This window comes from Litchfieldia stipae (assembly GCF_014837155.1).
Lineage (GTDB): Bacteria > Bacillota > Bacilli > Bacillales > Bacillaceae_L > Litchfieldia.
In genome coordinates this window covers 14103-34590 of the sequence record NZ_JACYHA010000024.1, presented here as the reverse complement: position 1 = coordinate 34590, position 20488 = coordinate 14103, and the positions used below count along the sequence as shown (strand labels likewise).

Annotated in this window: 23 protein-coding genes and 2 riboswitches; of the genes, 12 read left to right on the top strand and 11 right to left on the bottom strand. The window is 33.8% G+C overall.

All coding sequences use genetic code 11. The features are described from left to right. Window positions 1-19: 19 nt before the first annotated feature. On the bottom strand, window positions 20-1123 hold the full coding sequence (gcvT, locus tag F7888_RS19565) for a glycine cleavage system aminomethyltransferase GcvT (protein ID WP_225228914.1): 1104 nt from the start codon (window positions 1121-1123) through the stop codon (window positions 20-22). Window positions 1124-1366: 243 nt separating this feature from the next. Further along, window positions 1367-1464, bottom strand: a riboswitch (glycine riboswitch). A 249-nt stretch (window positions 1465-1713) separates the two neighbouring features. Here gcvT and F7888_RS19560 point away from each other — a divergent pair. The 4 genes from F7888_RS19560 to F7888_RS19545 all read left to right on the top strand — a co-directional run bounded on the left by F7888_RS19560 (window position 1714) and on the right by F7888_RS19545 (window position 5137). Then, on the top strand, window positions 1714-3399 hold the full coding sequence (locus tag F7888_RS19560; RefSeq protein ID WP_191782560.1) for a DEAD/DEAH box helicase: 1686 nt from the start codon (window positions 1714-1716) through the stop codon (window positions 3397-3399). Beyond that, entirely contained in the window at window positions 3377-4177 is an 801-nt protein-coding gene (locus tag F7888_RS19555) for a YqhG family protein (RefSeq protein WP_191782557.1), read from the top strand. The genes F7888_RS19560 and F7888_RS19555 overlap by 23 nt, the downstream gene beginning before the upstream one ends. Before the next feature lie 212 nt (window positions 4178-4389). Continuing rightward, window positions 4390-4480: riboswitch (cyclic di-GMP riboswitch) on the top strand. Between the two features lie 28 nt (window positions 4481-4508). Beyond that, complete coding sequence (locus F7888_RS19550; protein WP_191782555.1) at window positions 4509-4655, top strand: anti-repressor SinI family protein; 147 nt, start codon at window positions 4509-4511, stop codon at window positions 4653-4655. Between the two features lie 158 nt (window positions 4656-4813). Then, a complete protein-coding gene (locus tag F7888_RS19545; RefSeq protein ID WP_191782553.1) occupies window positions 4814-5137 on the top strand; it encodes a helix-turn-helix domain-containing protein in 324 nt (107 codons plus the stop codon). Between the two features lie 44 nt (window positions 5138-5181). On the opposite strand, the gene F7888_RS23130 is transcribed toward F7888_RS19545, so the two are convergent. After that, on the bottom strand, window positions 5182-5478 hold the full coding sequence (locus F7888_RS23130; RefSeq protein WP_412096020.1) for a VanZ family protein: 297 nt from the start codon (window positions 5476-5478) through the stop codon (window positions 5182-5184). On the opposite strand from F7888_RS23130, the gene F7888_RS22870 reads away from it, so the two are divergent. After that, window positions 5381-5596 (top strand): hypothetical protein, encoded by a 216-nt coding sequence (locus F7888_RS22870; protein WP_263601330.1) that lies wholly within the window; start codon window positions 5381-5383, stop codon window positions 5594-5596. The genes F7888_RS23130 and F7888_RS22870 overlap by 98 nt on opposite strands. 192 nt (window positions 5597-5788) lie before the next feature. Here the strand turns inward: F7888_RS22870 and F7888_RS19535 are convergent, their stop codons facing one another. Then, window positions 5789-6211, bottom strand: a complete 423-nt coding sequence (locus tag F7888_RS19535; protein WP_191782549.1) for a hypothetical protein — start codon at window positions 6209-6211, stop codon at window positions 5789-5791. 357 nt (window positions 6212-6568) lie between these two features. On the opposite strand from F7888_RS19535, the gene F7888_RS19530 reads away from it, so the two are divergent. The 7 genes from F7888_RS19530 to F7888_RS19500 all read left to right on the top strand — a co-directional run bounded on the left by F7888_RS19530 (window position 6569) and on the right by F7888_RS19500 (window position 12220). Continuing rightward, window positions 6569-6796, top strand: coding sequence for a hypothetical protein (locus F7888_RS19530; RefSeq protein WP_191782547.1), 228 nt, complete (start codon window positions 6569-6571; stop codon window positions 6794-6796). Window positions 6797-6862: 66 nt separating this feature from the next. After that, the gene (locus F7888_RS19525; RefSeq protein WP_191782545.1) at window positions 6863-7645 is read left to right on the top strand and encodes a hypothetical protein; all 783 of its coding nucleotides are present in this window, start codon (window positions 6863-6865) and stop codon (window positions 7643-7645) included. Continuing rightward, a complete protein-coding gene (locus tag F7888_RS19520) occupies window positions 7642-7905 on the top strand; it encodes a PqqD family protein (protein ID WP_191782543.1) in 264 nt (87 codons plus the stop codon). Before F7888_RS19525 ends, F7888_RS19520 begins: the two co-directional genes overlap by 4 nt. Beyond that, window positions 7895-8350 carry a signal peptidase I gene (locus F7888_RS19515; protein ID WP_191782541.1) on the top strand — a complete coding sequence of 152 codons (456 nt, stop codon included), beginning with the start codon at window positions 7895-7897 and terminating at the stop codon, window positions 8348-8350. Before F7888_RS19520 ends, F7888_RS19515 begins: the two co-directional genes overlap by 11 nt. Before the next feature lie 18 nt (window positions 8351-8368). Next, complete coding sequence (locus F7888_RS19510; RefSeq protein WP_191782539.1) at window positions 8369-10204, top strand: ABC transporter ATP-binding protein; 1836 nt, start codon at window positions 8369-8371, stop codon at window positions 10202-10204. Further along, window positions 10204-11304, top strand: a complete 1101-nt coding sequence (locus tag F7888_RS19505; RefSeq protein WP_191782536.1) for a nucleotidyltransferase family protein — start codon at window positions 10204-10206, stop codon at window positions 11302-11304. Before F7888_RS19510 ends, F7888_RS19505 begins: the two co-directional genes overlap by 1 nt. A gap of 118 nt (window positions 11305-11422) precedes the next feature. Further along, on the top strand, window positions 11423-12220 hold the full coding sequence (locus tag F7888_RS19500; RefSeq protein WP_191782534.1) for a class I SAM-dependent methyltransferase: 798 nt from the start codon (window positions 11423-11425) through the stop codon (window positions 12218-12220). Between the two features lie 156 nt (window positions 12221-12376). Here F7888_RS19500 and F7888_RS19495 read toward each other — a convergent pair whose 3' ends face one another. The 8 genes from F7888_RS19495 to F7888_RS19460 all read right to left on the bottom strand — a co-directional run bounded on the left by F7888_RS19495 (window position 12377) and on the right by F7888_RS19460 (window position 20484). Further along, window positions 12377-13537 (bottom strand): nucleotidyltransferase domain-containing protein, encoded by a 1161-nt coding sequence (locus tag F7888_RS19495; protein WP_191782532.1) that lies wholly within the window; start codon window positions 13535-13537, stop codon window positions 12377-12379. 51 nt (window positions 13538-13588) lie between these two features. Beyond that, window positions 13589-13879, bottom strand: a complete 291-nt coding sequence (locus tag F7888_RS19490) for a lasso peptide biosynthesis PqqD family chaperone (RefSeq protein ID WP_191782530.1) — start codon at window positions 13877-13879, stop codon at window positions 13589-13591. A 112-nt stretch (window positions 13880-13991) separates the two neighbouring features. Next, window positions 13992-15800 carry an ABC transporter ATP-binding protein gene (locus tag F7888_RS19485; RefSeq protein WP_191782600.1) on the bottom strand — a complete coding sequence of 603 codons (1809 nt, stop codon included), beginning with the start codon at window positions 15798-15800 and terminating at the stop codon, window positions 13992-13994. 25 nt (window positions 15801-15825) lie between these two features. Continuing rightward, window positions 15826-16272, bottom strand: coding sequence for a lasso peptide biosynthesis B2 protein (locus F7888_RS19480; protein ID WP_191782528.1), 447 nt, complete (start codon window positions 16270-16272; stop codon window positions 15826-15828). Window positions 16273-16276: 4 nt separating this feature from the next. Beyond that, entirely contained in the window at window positions 16277-17227 is a 951-nt protein-coding gene (locus F7888_RS19475; RefSeq protein WP_191782525.1) for an aldolase, read from the bottom strand. A gap of 84 nt (window positions 17228-17311) precedes the next feature. Then, entirely contained in the window at window positions 17312-17470 is a 159-nt protein-coding gene (locus tag F7888_RS19470) for a paeninodin family lasso peptide (RefSeq protein WP_191782523.1), read from the bottom strand. A gap of 17 nt (window positions 17471-17487) precedes the next feature. Beyond that, a complete protein-coding gene (locus F7888_RS19465; RefSeq protein WP_191782521.1) occupies window positions 17488-19416 on the bottom strand; it encodes an asparagine synthase-related protein in 1929 nt (642 codons plus the stop codon). A 183-nt stretch (window positions 19417-19599) separates the two neighbouring features. Next, entirely contained in the window at window positions 19600-20484 is an 885-nt protein-coding gene (locus F7888_RS19460) for a glycosyltransferase family 2 protein (RefSeq protein ID WP_191782519.1), read from the bottom strand. Between the last annotated feature and the right edge of the window lie 4 nt (window positions 20485-20488).

The window sequence follows — 20488 nt, the reverse complement described above, 5'->3', positions numbered from 1 at the left end:
CTTTCATCTCACCCGATAATTAGTTTTTAGGACGCTTATAAAATGGTGTTGAAACAACAACCGCCTTTAATCTTTTTTTACGAACCTGTACTTCAACTTCATTTCCTAATACAGCCTGCTCGGTCTTCAATAGCGCTAATCCGATATTCTTCTTAAGCGTTGGGGATTGAGTGCCAGTTGTTACTTCCCCAATTAGCTCATCACTTACAAATACTTCATAACCATGACGTGGAATTCCTTTATCAATCATTTCAATTCCCACTAGTTTTCGAGGAGCTCCCTCTTCTTTTTGCTGCTTTAATACAGATTTGCCAAAGAAATCAGCTTCTTTGTTTGTTTTAACAGCAAATCCAATGCCTGCTTCAATTGGAGTGATATCCTTCGATAGCTCTTGTCCATATAAGGCAAGATTTGCTTCAAATCGTAATGTATCACGAGCACCCAGACCAATTGGTAGAACACCCTCATCCTTTCCTGCAGTTAAAATGGCATCCCATAAAACAACCGCGTCCTCAGGTGAACAATAAATTTCAAAGCCATCCTCACCTGTATAACCAGTGCGGGAAACAAGAACAGTCTTACCAGACACTTCAATCTGATCCTTAAATGTAAACGGTCGAATCTCACTCAAATTGGTTGAAGTTAATGTTTGAAGAACTTCTTGAGCTAATGGCCCTTGTAATGCCAGCTGAGAAACTTCATTGGATCTATTTACTACCTGCACATCACCTGAGACATGGTCTTTTAACCAGTCAAAATCTTTTTCAATGTTTGCAGCGTTAACAACAAGCAGATAGTCATGATCAGCCTTTTTATAAATAAGAAGATCATCTACTGTACCACCGTTTTCATAACACATCGCTGTATATTGAGCACCACCATCTTTTAATAGTGATACATCATTTGTCATCATCTTTTGTAGAAATGCTAAGCTACCAGCACCCTTTACTTCAATTTCTCCCATGTGGGAAACATCAAATAAGCCTGCTCTCGTTCTTACCGCTTCATGCTCTTCCTTAATGCTTTGAAATTGAACCGGTAGATCCCACCCACCAAAATCGATTGTTTTTCCACCGTATTTTTCATAAACCTCAAAAAGTGGTGTTCGTTTTAACTCAGTCAAAATGCCTTCCTCCTTTGTTAAACCTATTTTTGTACAAAAAAAAGGACAGAAGAACCCCATAAACACACATGAAGTTCTCTGTCCTGGCACCTGAAAGTTTACCGAAAAACACGGCTTTCCCCTTTGGTGGTCTAATAGAAAAGCTAAAAGCGCCTCGTTCAGCCCCGACAAGCGCTGGAGCTAGACACTAAAACTAAGTACAAAATTTATACTTTATTTATTAATAGACACTCTCCAGAGTTGCGTCAAACAAGAGTCTTTTTGCCTGAGAGATTCACAAATTACTTTGCTTGCTCCTTCGGCGCCACCATAGGTTCAGTAGTCTCTCCCCTTGTCATCATTCGCTCATATATAATTTTGGGAAACTTGGTAATACTATCCTAATATAGTCTAATTGTGACAACTTTTTCTATAAACATCCTATCATTAAAACCATTCATTCGGCAACAAGAATTTACATGAACATTAATTTATTTTTTAATATCTAATGTTCGTGTTTTGATAAATGAAAGCCTATTAATGAATTAAACTTACAATTATCAAATTCGATTACTGAATAATAAACAAGATAACTGAAAGGACTGAATACATTGAAAGTCACTACCGAGTTTGATCACACATGGGAAGATGGCTTTTTACAACGAATCGAGGATGACGGACCATGGGCAAGCTGGGAATTATACAAGCTTGCTTATGAAGTTGAAAAGCACGTAACTGTCCCTGAATTCGAAGGGCTACAAGCTCCAAGACATCTAGCGCACTTAACCCCACTCCCTCATCAACTAGAAGTCGCAAAACAAGTTGTAGAAACAATGAATGGAAAAGCAATACTCGCTGACGAAGTTGGACTTGGTAAAACGATTGAGGCTGGGCTTATATTAAAAGAATATATGATTCGTGGGCTCGTAAAAAAAGTATTGATTTTAGTACCAGCATCACTTGTTTCACAATGGGCACTCGAGCTACAACAGAAATTCTATATTCCTGCAGTTGAACAAAAGAAAAGCTATGTATGGGAGCAATGTGATGTTGTAGTTTCTTCTATTGATACAGCAAAGCGTAGTCCCCACCGAGAAATAGTGCTAGAACAGAATTATGACATGATTATCATTGATGAAGCACATAAACTAAAAAACAATAAAACCAAAAACTATCAATTTGCTCAAACCTTAAAGAAAAAGTTTTGTTTACTCTTAACTGCAACACCTATTCAAAATCGAATTGAGGAAATCTTTAATCTTGTCTCACTACTAAAACCAGGACATCTCGGAAATCAAGCCTATTTCGATGAGCTATATGGAAAAAAGAAACGATCAATACAAGACGATGCGCATCTTAAAGAATTAGTAAATAAAGTGATGATCCGCAATCGTCGAAGTGATACAGGAATTGAGTGGACAAAGCGCAAAGTTAAAACGGTTCCTATTGAATTTTCTAAGGAAGAACGAGAGCTATATGACGCTATTTCCGAATTCCGTAATGGCCCAGGTATCACAAGTAGCTTTGCTATTATGACATTACAACGTGAGGCCTGCAGTAGTCGTGAAGCAGTCTTCTTTACCTTAAAGAAAATGTTAGAGAAGAATACAGAAGAAGAACAAAATGTTCCAGAAGATTTGGTCATGCATTTAATGAAGAAAGTTGAACAAGTACAAACTAATTCAAAGGCAGAAAAAGCGTTAGAGATCATAAAACAAATCAACGGGAAAGTCATTATCTTCACAGAGTACCGTGCAACTCAAATGTACTTACAATGGTTTCTACAGCAAAACGGAATCTCTTCCGTTCCTTTTAGAGGTGGCTTTAAGCGTGGTAAAAAGGATTGGATGAAACAGCTCTTCCAAAACAATGCCCAAGTGTTAATCGCAACAGAAGCAGGTGGAGAAGGAATTAATCTACAGTTCTGCAATCATTTAATTAACTATGATTTACCGTGGAATCCAATGCGCCTTGAGCAACGAATTGGTCGTATCCATCGACTTGGTCAGGAGCATGACGTTAACATCTATAATTTCTCTACAGCAAATACTGTCGAGGAGCATATCTTAAAGTTATTATATGAAAAGATAAATCTATTTGAGCGAGTCGTTGGTCAATTAGATGATATCTTAACACGACTAGATATTGGAAATCTCGAAGAACATGTTCAAGACATCCTTCTCCATTCAAAAAGCGAGGGAGAAATACGCATAAAAATGGATAATTTAACGTCGATCTTAAATTATGCGGAAGAAGCCGAAGGAGATGAAAAGCATGCAGCAAGCGGAAATTCATAACTTTCTTGAACGCTATTTCAACTCAAATCATTGTGAAATTACGGAGAATCAGCCCGGATATTTGACCGTACAGCTTACAATAGATCTTGATAAACAGTTAATGAACCGACCTTTTTATTGGCATTACCTTGAAAAAACTGGTGGCATCCCTAATCCAATGGCACTTACCTTAATCACTGATCAGGAGAAAGCGCCAAAGGATTTAAAGGGTGAGCTAATTCATTTTGGAGCACCAAGACTGCATCAAATATTTCAATCAACAAAAAAACTAGCAAGCTACATGCGGCTCTATCAAAATGTGAAGCAGACAGTACCAAGTAATATCCCTCTTCACCCCTGGTTAGGAATCAATGCAAAAATTTCTTATCAATGTGATCGGAAACGAGATATCCTAATGTCCCTTGGACTTCACCTTATCAGTGGTGGTATAATCGAAGACTTTCAAGATAGGCTAGAGCAGTTAGAACTAACACCGAAAATTCCAGATTACTGCTTCACAATGTCCCCTCTGATTAAGCATAAAAGTGGCCTAAACCGGCTCCAGCAATATATTCGCGGCTTTATTGAAAGTGAGGATCACTCCTGGGCGGATGCAGCACGCGACCGTTGGAATGAAGACCTTGAGCTGCTTAACCACTTTTATGAGGATCTTGAAGAAAAGCCAGAAATCTATGAAACAGAAAAAGAAGCACTTCGTGAGCAGTATGAACCCAAGGTGAAAATTGAAATTATTAATGGGGGTTTATATTATTTAACTCCTCAAGCAATGATGAACTAAGCCTGACAGCTCAATTAGATTGTGAATGGGTCTCTCCAACTAATTGAGCTTTTCTAACAAATTCAAAATGATAATGTCGATAATTCAAAAAAATTTTAATATTTTCGACACAATTCTACAACACCTACTAAAGATAGAGTTTATAATTCCATTATACATAAAAGAATCGACATAGATATCTTAATTCAGTCATAGACTAAAAGGGGTTAATGATCAGTTAAAGGCAAACCTATTGAAAAATTGGGACGCAAAGTCACGGGTCTAACGTTCTATATAAGGAACAACGGCGGCTGGGCTGCCTGAAATACTAAAGTATTTTGGGGGAGATACAATGGTTGAGGGTACTATTAAAGACAGAGTAGAGTTAGATGGGGAATGGGTAGATCTTATTCTATATGCAATGGAAATTGGCATTTCAGTGCAAGAGATTCAAGAATTTTTTAGAAAACATAAAATGAATGAAACAGAAACTGTTTAAAAAGAGCATTTTACAATACATTAAAGAACTCACCTGTTATAATTATGTAGCAGGTGTTTTTTTTTCCTATTCATTAGTGTCATTGTATTTTTATGAAATTTACTTATTAAATAATTTCTAATATGATATAATCGAGAGTAAGGAAGGTGACATGAAGCATGATTGGTCAACGGATCAAAACTTACAGACTACAAAAAAAAATATCTCTCTCAGAATTAGCTGAAAGAGCAGGAGTTGCTAAATCCTATCTCAGCTCGATTGAACGCAATCTCCAATCAAACCCTTCTATTCAATTTCTAGAGAAAATCTCAACAGTTCTTGGAGTATCCGTTAATACTTTGCTCGATGGTGAGTATAACAGTGAACCAGCTGAGTTAGATAGTGAGTGGGCATTTCTAGTAAAAGAAGCTATGAACTCTGGAGTTTCTAAAGAGCAATTTAAAGAATTTCTTGAATTTAACAAATGGCGGACAAATAAATAAGAATGTAAAAAGCGACTATTGATTGTGGATCAACAGGCGCTTTTTTATTTTGTATTTAAATAAGTAAAGCTCTCCTTCTCTCTTTTAGATGGTATCCTACGGAAAAGAGAGCCTATTTTCGAATTGCTTTTGTAGTATGTCCTTTTGATAAACCACCAAAAGAACCAAATACCAACTACATTTTTTACTATGTCAATTATGGAGAAAGAGCGGTATGGTACGAAATATTGATGGATTTCGTCGGTGAACGAATATATAATCGCGATGATTATAGCAAAGACTTCTTTCTTATTGGTTAATGGGCCAAAGGTTAGAAGTGCTGCGATTAGTAAGACATACAAGATCCCGAATTCGATTAGATGGGCAAGTTCTAATGTTCCTCCTATTAAGAGAAATAATCTAATATCCATTCCATCAAATACATATTCAACGGATGATGGGTTGAAATTGGCCGATTGAAGCCAAATTCCACTCATGTATATAAATGGAAAAATTCTGAATAAGCACTTTATTATAAATGACAAATTTATTCTCCTAACACACTACAGGATATATTAGAGATTTTTAACTCGGTAAATTACTAGAAGAAATTCAGTTAGAAAGTAGCAGTATGTTTTACAATGCTACTTTCTCATGAAAAGCAATCTCTCTTTACCACTTTAACAATTTACCAATAATGCCCCAAATAGAATCCGATCCATCATACCAATTTTTTTTGTCATCCTTATCCTTTCCACCATACCAATCTTTCCAAATATCCTTTGATTCTTTACAATTCTTTTTCTTATGATCGTAACCAAATAATGTTTTTTTGTAATGGTCATCATAATAACACGCATCCCAGTTACCCTTACCTTTGTCATCATACCACCAATTATTGTTCCAATTCTTATGTCCCCAGTCGTAATAGCCATATTTATCATTCCCGTAATTATAAAAGAATTGGTTATAATTAGATTGAAAATAGTTTGGGTTTGTATTGTTATAGTAACCACTAGTCGCAAATGTTGTTATAGGAATAGATAAAATTAAAACAAAAGTAATAAGACAAATCCGATTTTTTAAGCTTTTCATGTTAACCTCCTCTCATCTTGGCTCTATAAGCACTATATCCCCTAAAATAGACGTTCTCAATAAAGAATTTATAGTATAAAATTACCATTTAATAATCAGTTAGTCAATGCTTATGTTTCATAACTTTTTAATATGAATCTAGTTTTTATATGTGTTTTTTTATAATAAAACCCTTAAAAATCCCTGTCATATCTTGCCGATATTAGTCGATAATATATACTTTAAAACGAACGTTTAGAGTAATATAATTAAAAGGAAGTACAACAACTAATGTTTATATGTTCAGCCTCTTTTTTTTAGTATCACTGTTCTTTATAAAAAACAAAATGTTCTATCATACCATGAGGAGGAGAATAAATGAAAATGAAAAATAATGTCGAGCATCGCCCTTTAGTTTTAGTCCATCAGCCTATAACTTTTGAAACTGCCATAAGTGGTAATATTGGAGGCGAGTCTAGTAGCTTTCCAGGCTTAGGTTGGGGCGTTGGAGGTGTTCCTGGAAAAGAACGTGGAGATTTTCCAGGTGGTGGTGCCACAGGTGGTAACTTCCCTGGAAAAGGTCCAAAACCTGGTAAAAGACCATAACTCTCAAAAGGGAGGTTATTATAACTCCCTTTATTTCTCTCATTAAACTTATTAGGAGTAATAACAATGGAAATTAAAAGAATAGTCATTGCAGAGCATGTCATAGAGATAAGAAGTGATTCAAGTGAATTAATGACATTTATACATACAAACTATGAAGTAATAAAAAACTACATGGATCAACCAAATATAACAATATTGTTGGAAGAAGGATACGGTAAACCATTTGTTAATTATAATGTACAGTTCACTGAAGAGAATGGTCAAATATCATATCAAAGAACCGACTATAAGATAACGATTAATAAGGATTATAAAGAAGCAACTATTGCAGTTTATGACTTATTCGCACTAAAACATGCCTTATTAAACCTATATAGTAGTTATATAGTTCATTTCAATTGGGGATTATTGATCCATTCATCATGTATAATCAGCGATGAAAAAGCCCATATCTTTTCAGGCCATTCTGGGGCTGGGAAATCAACAGCTGCAAGACTATCCTCCCCTAGAGAATTACTATCTGATGAAGCAACAATTGTCAAAATCACGCACGATGAAGTCATTATTTTCAATTCACCCTTTAGGAGTGAATTATCTACTACTAATTATCAGGGATGGAGAACACTAGCTAGCATTCAATTACTATATCAAGATATTAGTAACAAAAGAATACATTTAAAAAAGTCTGATGGTTTCCTTCAATTGATGGATAAAGTTTTTTTCTGGGATGTTAGATCAAAAGAAATGAATAAAATAATCAACTTATTACATCTATTAGTACAACAAGTTCCTATTTTTAATCTCCATTTTCAAAAAAATGATACTTTTTGGGAGTTGATTTCATGAGTATAAAATATATTCGAAGAAGTGATTACGAAGCAACAATACTAGATGATGAAGTGATTATCTTGAATACGGATAACTATACTATTACAAAAGTTAATGAGGTTGGTGGTTTCTGTTGGGAATTACTGCATGAATCACTAACAATTAATAATATCATTGACGCTTTACAAACTAAATATTATCAGGACCAAACCGAGGAAGATGTTGAATCTTTTTTATCGGTGATGATGGAATGTGGATTAGTAAAACATGCAGATTAATGGGGAAATCCAACTAATTTTAAATGTACTGAAAAAGTTCGGGATCATAGAATTACCATCATATGGTACAAGTATGTACCCTCTTATCAGACTAGGAGATATATGTACATTTGAAAAGTGCGATCCACTCTTCCTTCAAAAGGGAGATATTATCTTATTTTTTACTAACAGTGGACAATTGATTGCACATCGGTTCTATCGCAAAGAGATTATTAATAGCAAAACATATTTTATTTTTAAAGGGGATACAAACTTAGGAACAGACGAGCCTATAGTAGCATCACAAATTATCGGAAAACTTTTAAAGATCAAGAGAAAAAGCAACGAAATTAATTTATCCAGCCTATCTCCATTTGTCTGGGGGAAAACACTTCTTCTCTTTCCAATCATTTCATATTGGTTAAGACTATATATAACTCGACGAAAACATGCAAATTTTATTTAAGATACTGGAGTGTTATTAATGATTCAAACGTTCAAACATTTACTAGCTGAAGGTAAGGAATATTTCACACTTAAAGAATTTCATAAAGCTTATGCTCTATTAAAACCATATGTAGCAAGACACAGAAAAGCATATATAGGACTTTTGATCTTCTTATTGATTGAAATATCCCTTACTTTGTCATTTGCTTGGTTTATGGGAAAAATTACTGATGCTGCAGTACTAAGTGACTTTAATCGTTTAAAATGGTTGGTCCCACTCGGAATCTTACTTACAGTTACAAGTATTTTAACTACTTATTTTGGTAACTATTTTGAAACTACTGCCTCAAGTACTATCATTAGAGACTTAAAAATAGATTTATACAATCATATTTTACGCCTTCCTGCAAAAAAGACCTCAGCTCATCATTCAGGAGAACTACTATCCCATTTTACGAATGATATACATAATGTAGGTGGTTTACTAGGAAGTAGCTTAATCAACTTCATTAGATTACCATTACTATCTGTAGCTGCATTCATTTATTTATTAAATATAAGCTGGCAGCTTTCTTTATTAAGTATTATTGTAGTCCCACTTGCTGTAGGAGCTGGAGTATATTTCGGTTTATTACTCCGTCGTAATAGTAGGAAAGCACATAAATTAATGAGTGAAATGAACACTCTATTAAATGAATCATTTCAGGGATTAAATGTCATTCGATCTTTTACCATGGAAAAATATTTTCATAGAAAGTTCATCAAGCAAAACCAGGAAATGTATTCCTTACAGCTTCATAACACGAAATTAAGTGGCTTATTTTACTCAGGTAGCCAGGCAATTAGTTCAGTTGCTTTTCTGATTAGTCTCTGTTTGGGAGCCTATTATGTATCAATTCAACAAATTACTGTCGGATCATTGCTCTCTTTTATGAATCTTATTAACCATTTAATTTATCCCTTAACAGGCATTGCAGGCTTATGGGCTAGTTTACAGCATTCTATTACTGCAATTGAACGCCTTTCAAAGGTACTTGAGTATTCAACCGATTCCAAAGAATTGTCTAGTCCTTTGACTCCAATTCCAATTAAAGAGTCTATTCAATTTGATCAAGTCACCTTTGGCTATGAGGATAACAAAAATATATTTAATAAATTAAATATCACTCTTCCGGCTAGAAAAATGATTGCACTTGTCGGACATAGTGGTGCAGGGAAAACAACCATATTTAATCTACTGCTCAATTTATATAAACCAAATAGCGGGAAAATATTAATTGATGGAATTTCTATAGAGCAATATTCCCTTTCAGAACTTAGAAGCATGATTGCTCATGTTCCACAAGAATCTTTTCTATTTGATGGAACGATCAGAGAGAATCTTGTATTATCCCGTCCCTCTATAAATGAGGAAGAAATGTTCAAGGCTGCTATCCATGCAGAGATTCACGATTTTATATTAACACTTCCTAAAGGATACGATACTGAAGTTGGCGAAAGAGGAGTAAAGTTATCTGGTGGGCAAAAGCAACGTATCGCCATTGCAAGAGCATTGTTAAAGAATGCCCCGCTTTTACTTTTAGATGAAGCAACGTCATCACTCGATAGTGAAACAGAATCGTACGTCAAGACTGCTATAGATCAATTAATGAAAAATCGAACAACCATAGTGATTGCTCATCGTTTATCAACCATCCAAAACGCAGACATCATAATTGTGTTGAATAAAGGTAAAGTAGTTCAAACTGGTTGTCATGATGTACTAGTTAAACAAAATGGTCTTTACAAGGACCTTTATCATTCTTCATTTCAGCATAATAATCAATTTCCGGTTAAAGCAGTTTCAACTAATTTATACAAGGAGGTAAAATGATGCCTTTCCAGTTAATAACAGCTTTGTACGATTCCACCGCTACCCTCCCTAAATGTAAGCAGTATTATGATACAGTCATTAAGGATATTGAATTTTGCGCGATTTCTTCACAAGTCTATCATTTATTAAAAACGCGAGAAAAACTTGAACAAACACCTTCTGATTTCCAACAACGGTTAAAGAAAAAATACACGGAAGCTCTGTATCAAAATATATTTATCAAGAATAAGACCGAACAAATGTTAAGTGTTTTTGAAGAAAATGAAATTGAGGTTATACCACTAAAGGGGACAATATTTGCAGAAAGATATTTTGGTCATATTGGAGCACGCTGGACTTCTGATATTGATCTATTAATAAAGCCAGAATATCTGGAAAAAGCAATAGAAACTGTAGTAAAACATGGTTATGTTCCCGATCCTAAATTTGTTCCATCCAATTTTAATTTAAGCTTTAATAAAGTCTTACCAAACTCACCAATTCCTTTAACAATTGAATTACATTGGGATTTGTTAGATACAGCAACAACTAACTTTAACATTGAAGAATTTTGGATTCATTCGTCCCCTTTTAAGAACTATCGATTTGTAAAAGAACTCTCTGATTTCCATACATTTTATCTGATGATCCTTCATGGCTGGCGCCATAATATGAATTCGCTTAAATACTTTATAGACCTTATTCAATTGATTCACGTTATTAATGAACGTATAGATTATCGAGATTTAATTAAAGCTGCTACTTCTGATCGAACGCTTAAGAGAATAATGAGGACCTTATCTATCGTTTATTTGAAATTTCCAGAATTAGATAACATTTATACTCTACCAAGCAAAAGAAAGATCATTTTGTGGGATTATTCGCATTTTAAGGATAAAAGAAAGACAATGAAAAAATACATGGATTTTATTGATTATCAGTTTTGTAGTTATGATTCAATGAAGTATTCTTTGCTTGAAATTAAAAATTGGTTGATCCTCCCTCAAGCAAATGTTGGTCAGGAAATAGGATTTGAAGAAACAAAGATATCATTATATATTTCTCTTTTTCAAAAAAGAGCTTTAATTTTTGTTCGGACTCTCCTTCGCTTTTCAAAGTAACAAATAAGTGAAAACTATCTTATCTGTTATATGAAATCATAGACTTTTATTGCAATTATTGTTAATAATCTACCAAAATATACAAAATACAGGTTTCACAAGAAAGGATAAAGGATGTATGTACAATAAGCTTAGTACTCAAATCATCGGAACTGCACGCAACTTTGTCAAAGAACACCATTCATCAAAGAACTGGATAATCAGACTTGGTATTTCATTCGCTTTTTGCTTAAGAACTACATTCCGAACTTTAGTGCGTATATATAAAGACAAAGATTATCGTGCTATTGTTACAATGTTATTTCTAAACAAGAAGAATGTCCATCAAACCAACTCACTCACATTTATGGATAGATACCCTACCATTTTCAAAGCTTGCAAAGACTATTTCAATCACAAAACAGATTTAAAAATTCTTTCCTATGGCTGCTCAACAGGTGAAGAAGTTTTAACTCTTCGAAAATATTTTCCAACAGGACATATAATCGGAGCTGAAATCAACAAAAATAGCCTTGCAATTTGCAAAAAACTGAATGTAGACGAGAACATTACTTTTATTTATTCTACACCCAAAGAAATCGAAAAGTATGGAACATTTGATGCAATCTTTTGTATGGCTGTTTTGCAAAGAAAACCACATTATATTGCATCTAAAGGAATAACAAACCTAAAGAAAATTTATCCCTTTGAAAAATTTGAAGAACAAATTATTGAACTTGATAAACTGATTAAACCTGGTGGGTTGCTTATTGTTCACTACACTCAATATACACTTAAGGATACTAAGGTTACACATAAGTACAAAGCTTTGGAAATTAATAACCAGAAGGACTATTTATCACCAGTATTCGATAAGTATAGTAATTTAATAAAAGATCCAATCCCTCAACACAGCATTTTTATAAAGCAACACTGACTTATTGAATACAACATGATTATGACTAGGACTTTTCGTCTTTCTTGTAGATGGTACTGAGTAGTACCTTTTTTTTCGCAAAAAAAGATTACTCTTTTAATTTCGCCTTGGAGTAATCAACTTTTTTAAAATATGAATCATTTACAACTCTTAAACTTAAAGACTTAGTTTATTTACTTTTCGTTTAGCCCAAAGCAAAGGACGTAAAGGAAAATATAAAAAGTGTAGCCATTTGGGTAAAGGTAATGTTTCAACATCCTTCGGTAATGGATGTATAATACTAAATAAGTAATAACATTTTTGTTGCCAAGACATTATTGAAAAAAGAAAATGACTATGATAATTTGCAATATCCTCTGGTACAGGATCAGTGTGTAAATTCACCATGTTTTCTAAGTAAAAGGTAGTTTTTTGCGCTAATTGTACCCCTCTTCTTGTATTAGCAAGTTTTTTCAGGCTTGGTATTAAAGGACTATTAAATATCTGTGATGATAATTGCAGTGCTTGCGCTCCTATAGGTAAACATTGATTTCTCTTCAAAAGTCTTTCTACAAAACTCCAACTCACTTCTTGTTTCAATAATTGGTGTATATCCAATAACCATCGTAAACGCGACCATCCATGCCTTCCCCCGTGCATCACAAGAAACAGAAATAAGTCTTCTTTTCCCAATATATAAATTGGATGTTTGGTAAGGGCACTTACACGTTTGCGACTCCAAAGTTCATTAAATTTAGGTTCTTTTCCTAGTCCAGGATTTAGTCTCCAATGAAGCTCTACCTTTACACCCTTTTTAGGATGTATATAAGTCACATGATGATGGCGCCATTTCCAATCATTTAGTATTGTATTTATGTAATCATCCTTAACATAACCTTTTTCTTCTAATATTGTTTCTGCTTGAAGTAACTGTTTTAATGGTACTAGTACATCAAGGTCTGAGGATGTACGCAAAGAAATATCTCCATATAAATCCTTACCTAGGACAGGTCCCTTTAAAACTATTAAAGGAATCTTGTTTTGTGAGAAAATCTTATTAAGGAAATCTAATTCTCCACTTATATGAAGCATTTTAAATGTGTTTTGTTTATATAACTGATTTAAAATACTAATGACATGTTGAGGAACAAACTCCTCTTTATCAAATATTCTTGGATAAATATATGAATATAGTCGGTGGTGTAAAATAAGATCAAGAAACAGATCCCAGTTAATATCCCTTGATGGATAATTTTTTGAGTTTTCTTTAAGTATATCTAGTATAAATAAAAGTTCTTTAGAAACTTTATTCAGAGATAATCTGTTGGCATTTTTCATGTTCCTCACCCTTACTATCTTACAAACTATGCAGTCATGTAATCATTTTCCTCATTTTAATACTACAAGATTTTCTTTATATAGGCTCTCAATGAAATTTAATACTTGTTGTTCACATTGTTCTTGATCAATCTCATAATCGTCTTGGAGGAATTGTGTAATGTCTGAGACAGTTCTAACAGAGTTAATATACACCCAAATATCTCCTCCTACTTTCCCGAAATTGTAGTATTTTCCATTTTCAATACTTAACATCACTTTTTCTCCATTCATATCACAAACTATGTTTCCTTCAGTCTTCTCTACAATGCTGGTTAAAGAAACTACTTTATTATCTATCATTTGGATCACGCTCCTAATTCTATATATAAAACAATGTTCATTATAATGAACATTTTGCATAAAAAAATAACACTTAATGTAAGCTGTGACAATAATCACTTTCTAAGCACAATTAAAATGATGATATCTTAAGCTGGCTTCCTAAAAGTTCACTAAACAAACCACTTTTATCCTTTGAGAGAATTTCATATTCACCAGCCTGAACAATGTTTCCATTTTCTAACACAACGATTTGGTCCGCATTTCTTATTGTTGACAATCTGTGAGCGATAACAATGACCGTCATTGTACCTTTTAGTCTTTCAATAGCCTTTTGTATCTTCGCTTCATTTACTGTGTCCAATGCACTAGTCGCTTCATCAAGAATTAAAACTTTCGGTTTCTTTAGAATAGCTCTAGCCAGTACGAGTCTTTGACGCTCTCCTCCCGATAATCTTATTCCGCGATCTCCAATTATCGTATCTAACCCATTAGGAAGCTTATGTACAATTTCAGCAGCAGACGAGAATTCTATTGCTTCCCACATATCTTCATCTCTTGCTTCAGAGTTAATCATCAATAGGTTCTCCCTGACAGTACCATGAAATAGAAATGGATCCTGGGGAACATAACTAATAGAACTTCTAAGATTTAACAAATCTTGATCAGTTAGTTCCTGCCCATCAATTAATATCTTACCAGACTCTGGTTTAATTAGTCCCATTATTAAATCTATTAACGTGCTCTTACCTGCTCCGGATCTTCCAACAATTGCAGTCATCTGATTTGCATGGATTCGTAGATTGATATCATTTAGAGTGTAATCCTTTTGTCTCGGATTATATCGAAAATTCACATGATAGCACTCTAGTTTTTTTAGAAATTTCAACTCTCCCTTAAATGACTTATTTACATTTATTAATCCGCCTAAGTCTTCAGCATTCCGACAATCCTCTGTAAGAGTCATTATCTTTCTTACATCATGTAAAGATGATGCAATATTTTCTAAACTAGACTGTATTCCAGTAAATCGAGGCCATAATCTAGAAAAGATAGCGATAATTAACAATAAAGTGAATCCTTGATTGGGAAACAGCTTAAATGATCCATATATAAAGCCTGCAATCATTACTGTAGAAAATAACTTATACATGATCTTAGAATTACTTCTAATTCTAGCATTTTCGAACCTTTCAGCAGCAATCCTGTCAGACCAACTAGTTAACCATTGATAACGGGAAACCTCCAATAAATTACTCTTTATATCCTTAATGCCGTTAAAATGGTCTGATATTCCAGCAAGGTAGCTTTGTGATAACTCATTCATAACATTACCCAATTCACCAGACTTTTTGATAAACCTTCTAGAAAGTAAAGCAATAACCAAACCACAACCTAAAACAAACAGAGTCAATTTGAAAGAAATGATCATTGCTATTATGACTTGAATGGTTGTAAATACAATTGATGCTAATAATTGTAATAAAAGAAATGTACTATTCGTTACCCTTCCTAGCTCAGTTGTTAGTGAATTAATCAAATCTGATTTTCTTCGACTAATAAAAAACTCCCAATTTGCTTTTAACAAAGCTTGATATAGTTCTAAACGAATATGGTTTATAAAACCTGTATGAATCCTGATTTCTCTTAACCCTAAATTTCGCGAAATTAGAGTTTGACCAAAAACAATTAATAAATATAGTCCTAAAATCATCAATAGAGCTGTTTCTTGTGAAATTTCTTGTAAAGGTATAAAAATATTAAGACCAGATATATCCGTCATAGAGCCATCCACAATACCGATAATACTAAGTAGGGGAATTAACAACAAAATTCCGATACTATCCAGCAGACCCATTAACATACTCCCAAAAAGATTTAAATATAAAATTCTTCCTGAATAAGCATGTAATTTCTTTAAAAAGTAGAACAAAGACCTTATCATTCTATCACTTTCCATCTATTATTTAGTTTGTTTTCGCAAACTTTCCAGTTACCGTAAAAAGATGCATTTCTTCATAACCTGTAATATAAATAGGACCACTTCTTAGCCATGCGTGAGCAATCATTTTGCCTGAACGGTCTTTTCCTGTTCCTAAATAAAGAGTGCTCTCGATTCCACGTCTTTCTAACATCTTCATTGCTGCCATTGCTCTAACCAAACACTTACTATCCCAAGGTGTATATTTGCTCATAATATGAATAGTGTGACGGATTTTTTTTAAAGCTTCTTTATGCTCTTCGGGACTCACTTCCTCAGTTTCTTTCATGTAATGCCCAAGACTAGGTGCAATCTTAGAGAATTGTCGAAAAACGAGTTGAAATCTAGCCCATCCTAAGAATATAAATGACTCTGTTAAAAGAAATACTGTTTTTACATCTAACCTAAATATTACAATAATCCTATTAAGCATTGAATCACCCTATAGCGATATTTCTATAATTTTTATGGCTATTTTTATGAATAGTATTTAATATTTGCTCTACTATCTGATACGCTGAAAATCCTGTTATTGGTCTAGAAATCTTATAAAGCGGTAGATTTGAAGCAAGTAGCGTTGATTGCTTAAAATGCCATTCTGTTAAATTCATTTTAGGAATTAAGAACTGGCGATAGGTATGTTCAAACAGTATTCGAAGCTGTTCTAAACCAATAATTGGATGGATTGAAACAGAACCTGCATCAGTTTTTTTAAGTTCAAAAATTCCGGCCAATTGCATAGGAATCGAGCAGTATTTATCGTTAACAGGTATACAATATTTATCTTCTCGTCCGTAAATTGGACGCAAAGAGTTGTAATCTATTCCAAACTCCTCTAGACTTTGTTGCCAAAGTTTTTGTTGTGGATAAGAAGGAATTACATGAGGATTATCATCAACTCCCGAAAATGATAATGCAATGACATCATCACTTAAAAGCTGGTAACCTTTCTCCATAAAAGCTGAAGCAAGAGTTGATTTACCTGCCCCAGATTCCCCTACAATTGCATAAGCCTTACCATCTACAGCGATTGCACTACCATGCAGAGGTAAAATCCCCCTTTGTAATAACAAAGTACCGAAGCAGGAACCCAATATATATAATCTAATGATATCTTCGTTCGCATCTTTATATGGAGATATCAGTATCTCTTTCCCATCTTTCATCTGAAAAACTCCGACTTTTGGCACTAGTAATGTTACTATGTTATTTTTCATGACAAAATCAAAAGGTCTACCAGAATAATGATATGCAAGTTCTTTATTTATACTAAGAGTAATATCAATGTTTAGAGTACGATCATTTTTTTTATGCAGCTCAGGAAAGTTGATATCACTACTAACTACTAAACCAAATGCTTCAAATTGGAAATAACCTTTATTAATCATTAATATACTCACTCCATTTTGCAAAATAAAACTAGAAGCTCTTATGAATTACATAAGAGCCCCAACAATCCAAGTAAATATTACTTAGCTTTCATGGTGAGGAACAAGTGTACCATCAGGCTTTTTACGAGTATTATCCCCGTTATATGCCTCATCATGTTCCGGCTGGTCATATGTAGCAGCTTCCGTCATGTTAACGCTAAGAATATCAAGTGTTGGTCTAGCCCATACTTTTTTTGTCATATCTTTTCACCCCCCTTCTAATTTAAGAAACGATACATAATTAGACTATCCATTAATACTTTCAAATGGTTGGAATATGCATGTTCTGGCATGACATCTTCTTTAAGCTGAGCTTTTGCTTCTAATAATTTTTTGTGATTTACTATTCTCATAAATGAGTTATCATTACACATTCTATCAACTTCATTTTTGAATTCTGCCCACTTTGGAATCATTCGAAAGACCCAGTCAGCTCCTTGAACACCTCTAACTTTCATGTTCAACCTTACGTCGTCTGGTAGTAAATTTTCAGTTGCTCTTCTGATTAAAGCTCTGTTTAATCCATTCTGAACATATTGACTTTCAGGTAGTGAAAGGCAATACCTAATAACTCGTACATCATTTGTTGGATCACGTTTCCAAAGAGCATATCGTAATGACAGTTTTGTAGATAAAGTGTTACTAGCATTCCATTGACATAATTGTTCAAAGTGTTGTTTCCTTAGTTCATATGGATCCCTCAGCACTGATTTTCCTAATCTATCAAATCCATGTTTTGAGATTCTCTCATAAACTTTTGTCTGTGCAGCAAAATCTGGATTAATAAGTGGTGAATCAGTACCTGTTCTACTATCAGAGTTGATAAGTTGTATCGGAAAAGCTAATTTAAACACAGAGGAAATTACTCTTTTTCGCCCTGATCCTACGTTTTGACTGAATTTTCCAATTTCTTTAAGTGCATGAATCCACCTTAACCTCTTTATTAGCACGGCATAATAGTTAAGTGCATTTCCCCATGATATCGATAAGTTCCCTCTACCTCCGTTTAACAATATGCCTACACCATGGTTATTTGCTTGTTCAAAAATCCCTTTTAACCAAAATGAGTTAACATAAAACTTGTAAGGAATTTCTGTTATATCCATCAAATTGTCGATTTCAGAGTAAGAGTCACGTCCTTGAAATTCTAAATAATAATCTTTTATTCCACCAACATAATTTACTGTTGATTTTATAAATGGGGTCTCATTTGCTGTTAAATGACTTGCTGTATAGTCATTAAAATTAGCTGTTGGCACATAACTATAGGTATACAATTGCTTATTTTCTTGTCGTAGTTTACGTGAAGCAAAACTAACAATAGAACCTGAATCCAAACCACCACTTAACTGTGCTCCAACTTTTTTATGAGTTCTAAGTCTAGAATTTACAGCTTCTTGGAAAACCTCTTGAAATGCCTCTACATACTCCTCATCTGAGTTTAAATAAAGAGTACTTTCACTTTTTAACATACAATATCTTTTTAAACTAATACTTCCACTTGTTACTGTAATACTGTGGGCCGGAGGGAGTTGTTTAATATCCTTATAAGGTGTGATAGTTGTGTCCACCACATCAACCATACCCGCAATAACTAAAAATTCTGCAATCCATTCTTCATTAATGGTTTCACTAACAAATGGGAGATTTAATAATGGTGCGATCATTGTACAAAACGCAAAGTGTGAAAAGCAGTTATAATAATATAAAGTACGACCTCCAGAAAAGTCTCTTGCTCCAAAAAACTTTTGTTGCTTTTTATCCCATATCATAAAAGCAAAATCACCATTTAGGTATTTGGGACATTCTTCCCCCCACTTTTGATACGCTAATAGGATTAACAAACTATCTGAAACAACTTTTCTTTCTTCTCGATCTAACTGGAGTCTCTCTAAAAGTTCTTGCCTATTATCAATAATTGCATCAACTGTAATTACCATCTGCCTTTCGTAATCAAAGTAAGGTAGCTGTTCATTTACTGATTCAGGAGTGATCCACTGAGCATGACAACCTATAAAAACATTTTCCTTATTCCAAACCTGAATATCATCAGCTGGATACTGAGTTAATGGTTCCATGATTCTACTAATTTGTTCTATTGTAACTGTTACTTTATCTTTATTGTAAAGTCCAGCAATTGCACTCATCTTTTCCCCCTGTTATTCTCATTAGCGAAAATATGGTTAAAGTTGATTTTCAAATCCATTAGATAATAAGTTTTACTTTCTAAACTAAGTTTAATGTATTTCCCACGCAAACTCGTTCTTTAATAAGAACACCTAGGTTAAAATTATCACCTTTACTATATAATGTCAACTACAAAAATTATATTATTTTTCTACCATCTTACCTAAGATATATCTATTGAGTAATATACCAAAAGGAATTGCAACAAGTGTAAGTAATTTGTGTGGAGTTTGATTTAATATATCTTTACTTTCTGCAAATAAACTACAAGAAACATAGTGAATGGCCTGCTTAAATTTGAACTGTAACGGAGTATTCGATAGCTTCATCATTTCCATCCGATAAAACCTAAATCCGTTGGGACTATTTTTATAGTGTTTTAATATGTTCATAGATGATCCATCTGGCAGATACTCCACAATACAAAGTGGGTCATTCATAAGAAGCATCTCATATTCCTGGTCGATCATATAATATTTATACGATAAAGGGACTAATTTCTCATTTGGATAAACTGGATAAGGAAACTTCTTTGTTAACTCCGTTCGATAGACTAACTTCTTGTCACCTTTTACTCCATGTTTATGGTACAAGTTAAATAAAGTAGAGGTTACTATATTCATAGGTAGTTCTGTTCCTATGATACGTCCATCACTATAGCAATCAAGTCCTATAATACCTCCAACATTTTCACTACCATATTCTTTCCAAAATGAGGCGATTTTTTCAACAGCATCGTCAGGCATATAATCATCACTATCAATACAGACATTTAATTCTGTGTTTATCAACGTATAAGCAGTATTATGAGCACCATGCATCCCTTGGTTTTCTTGTCGGTAATATTGAATTGAAATTACATTTTCTGATATCCAGCTTCTCACCATCTCTTCCGTATTATCTGAGGACCCATCATCAATAACCAACCAGACAAAATCCTTATTCGTTTGTCTTTTAAGACTCTCATAGCATTGATGGAGGATGTAAGCTCTATTATAGGTTGGGGTAAATACTGTTAATAATGTCAAAAAG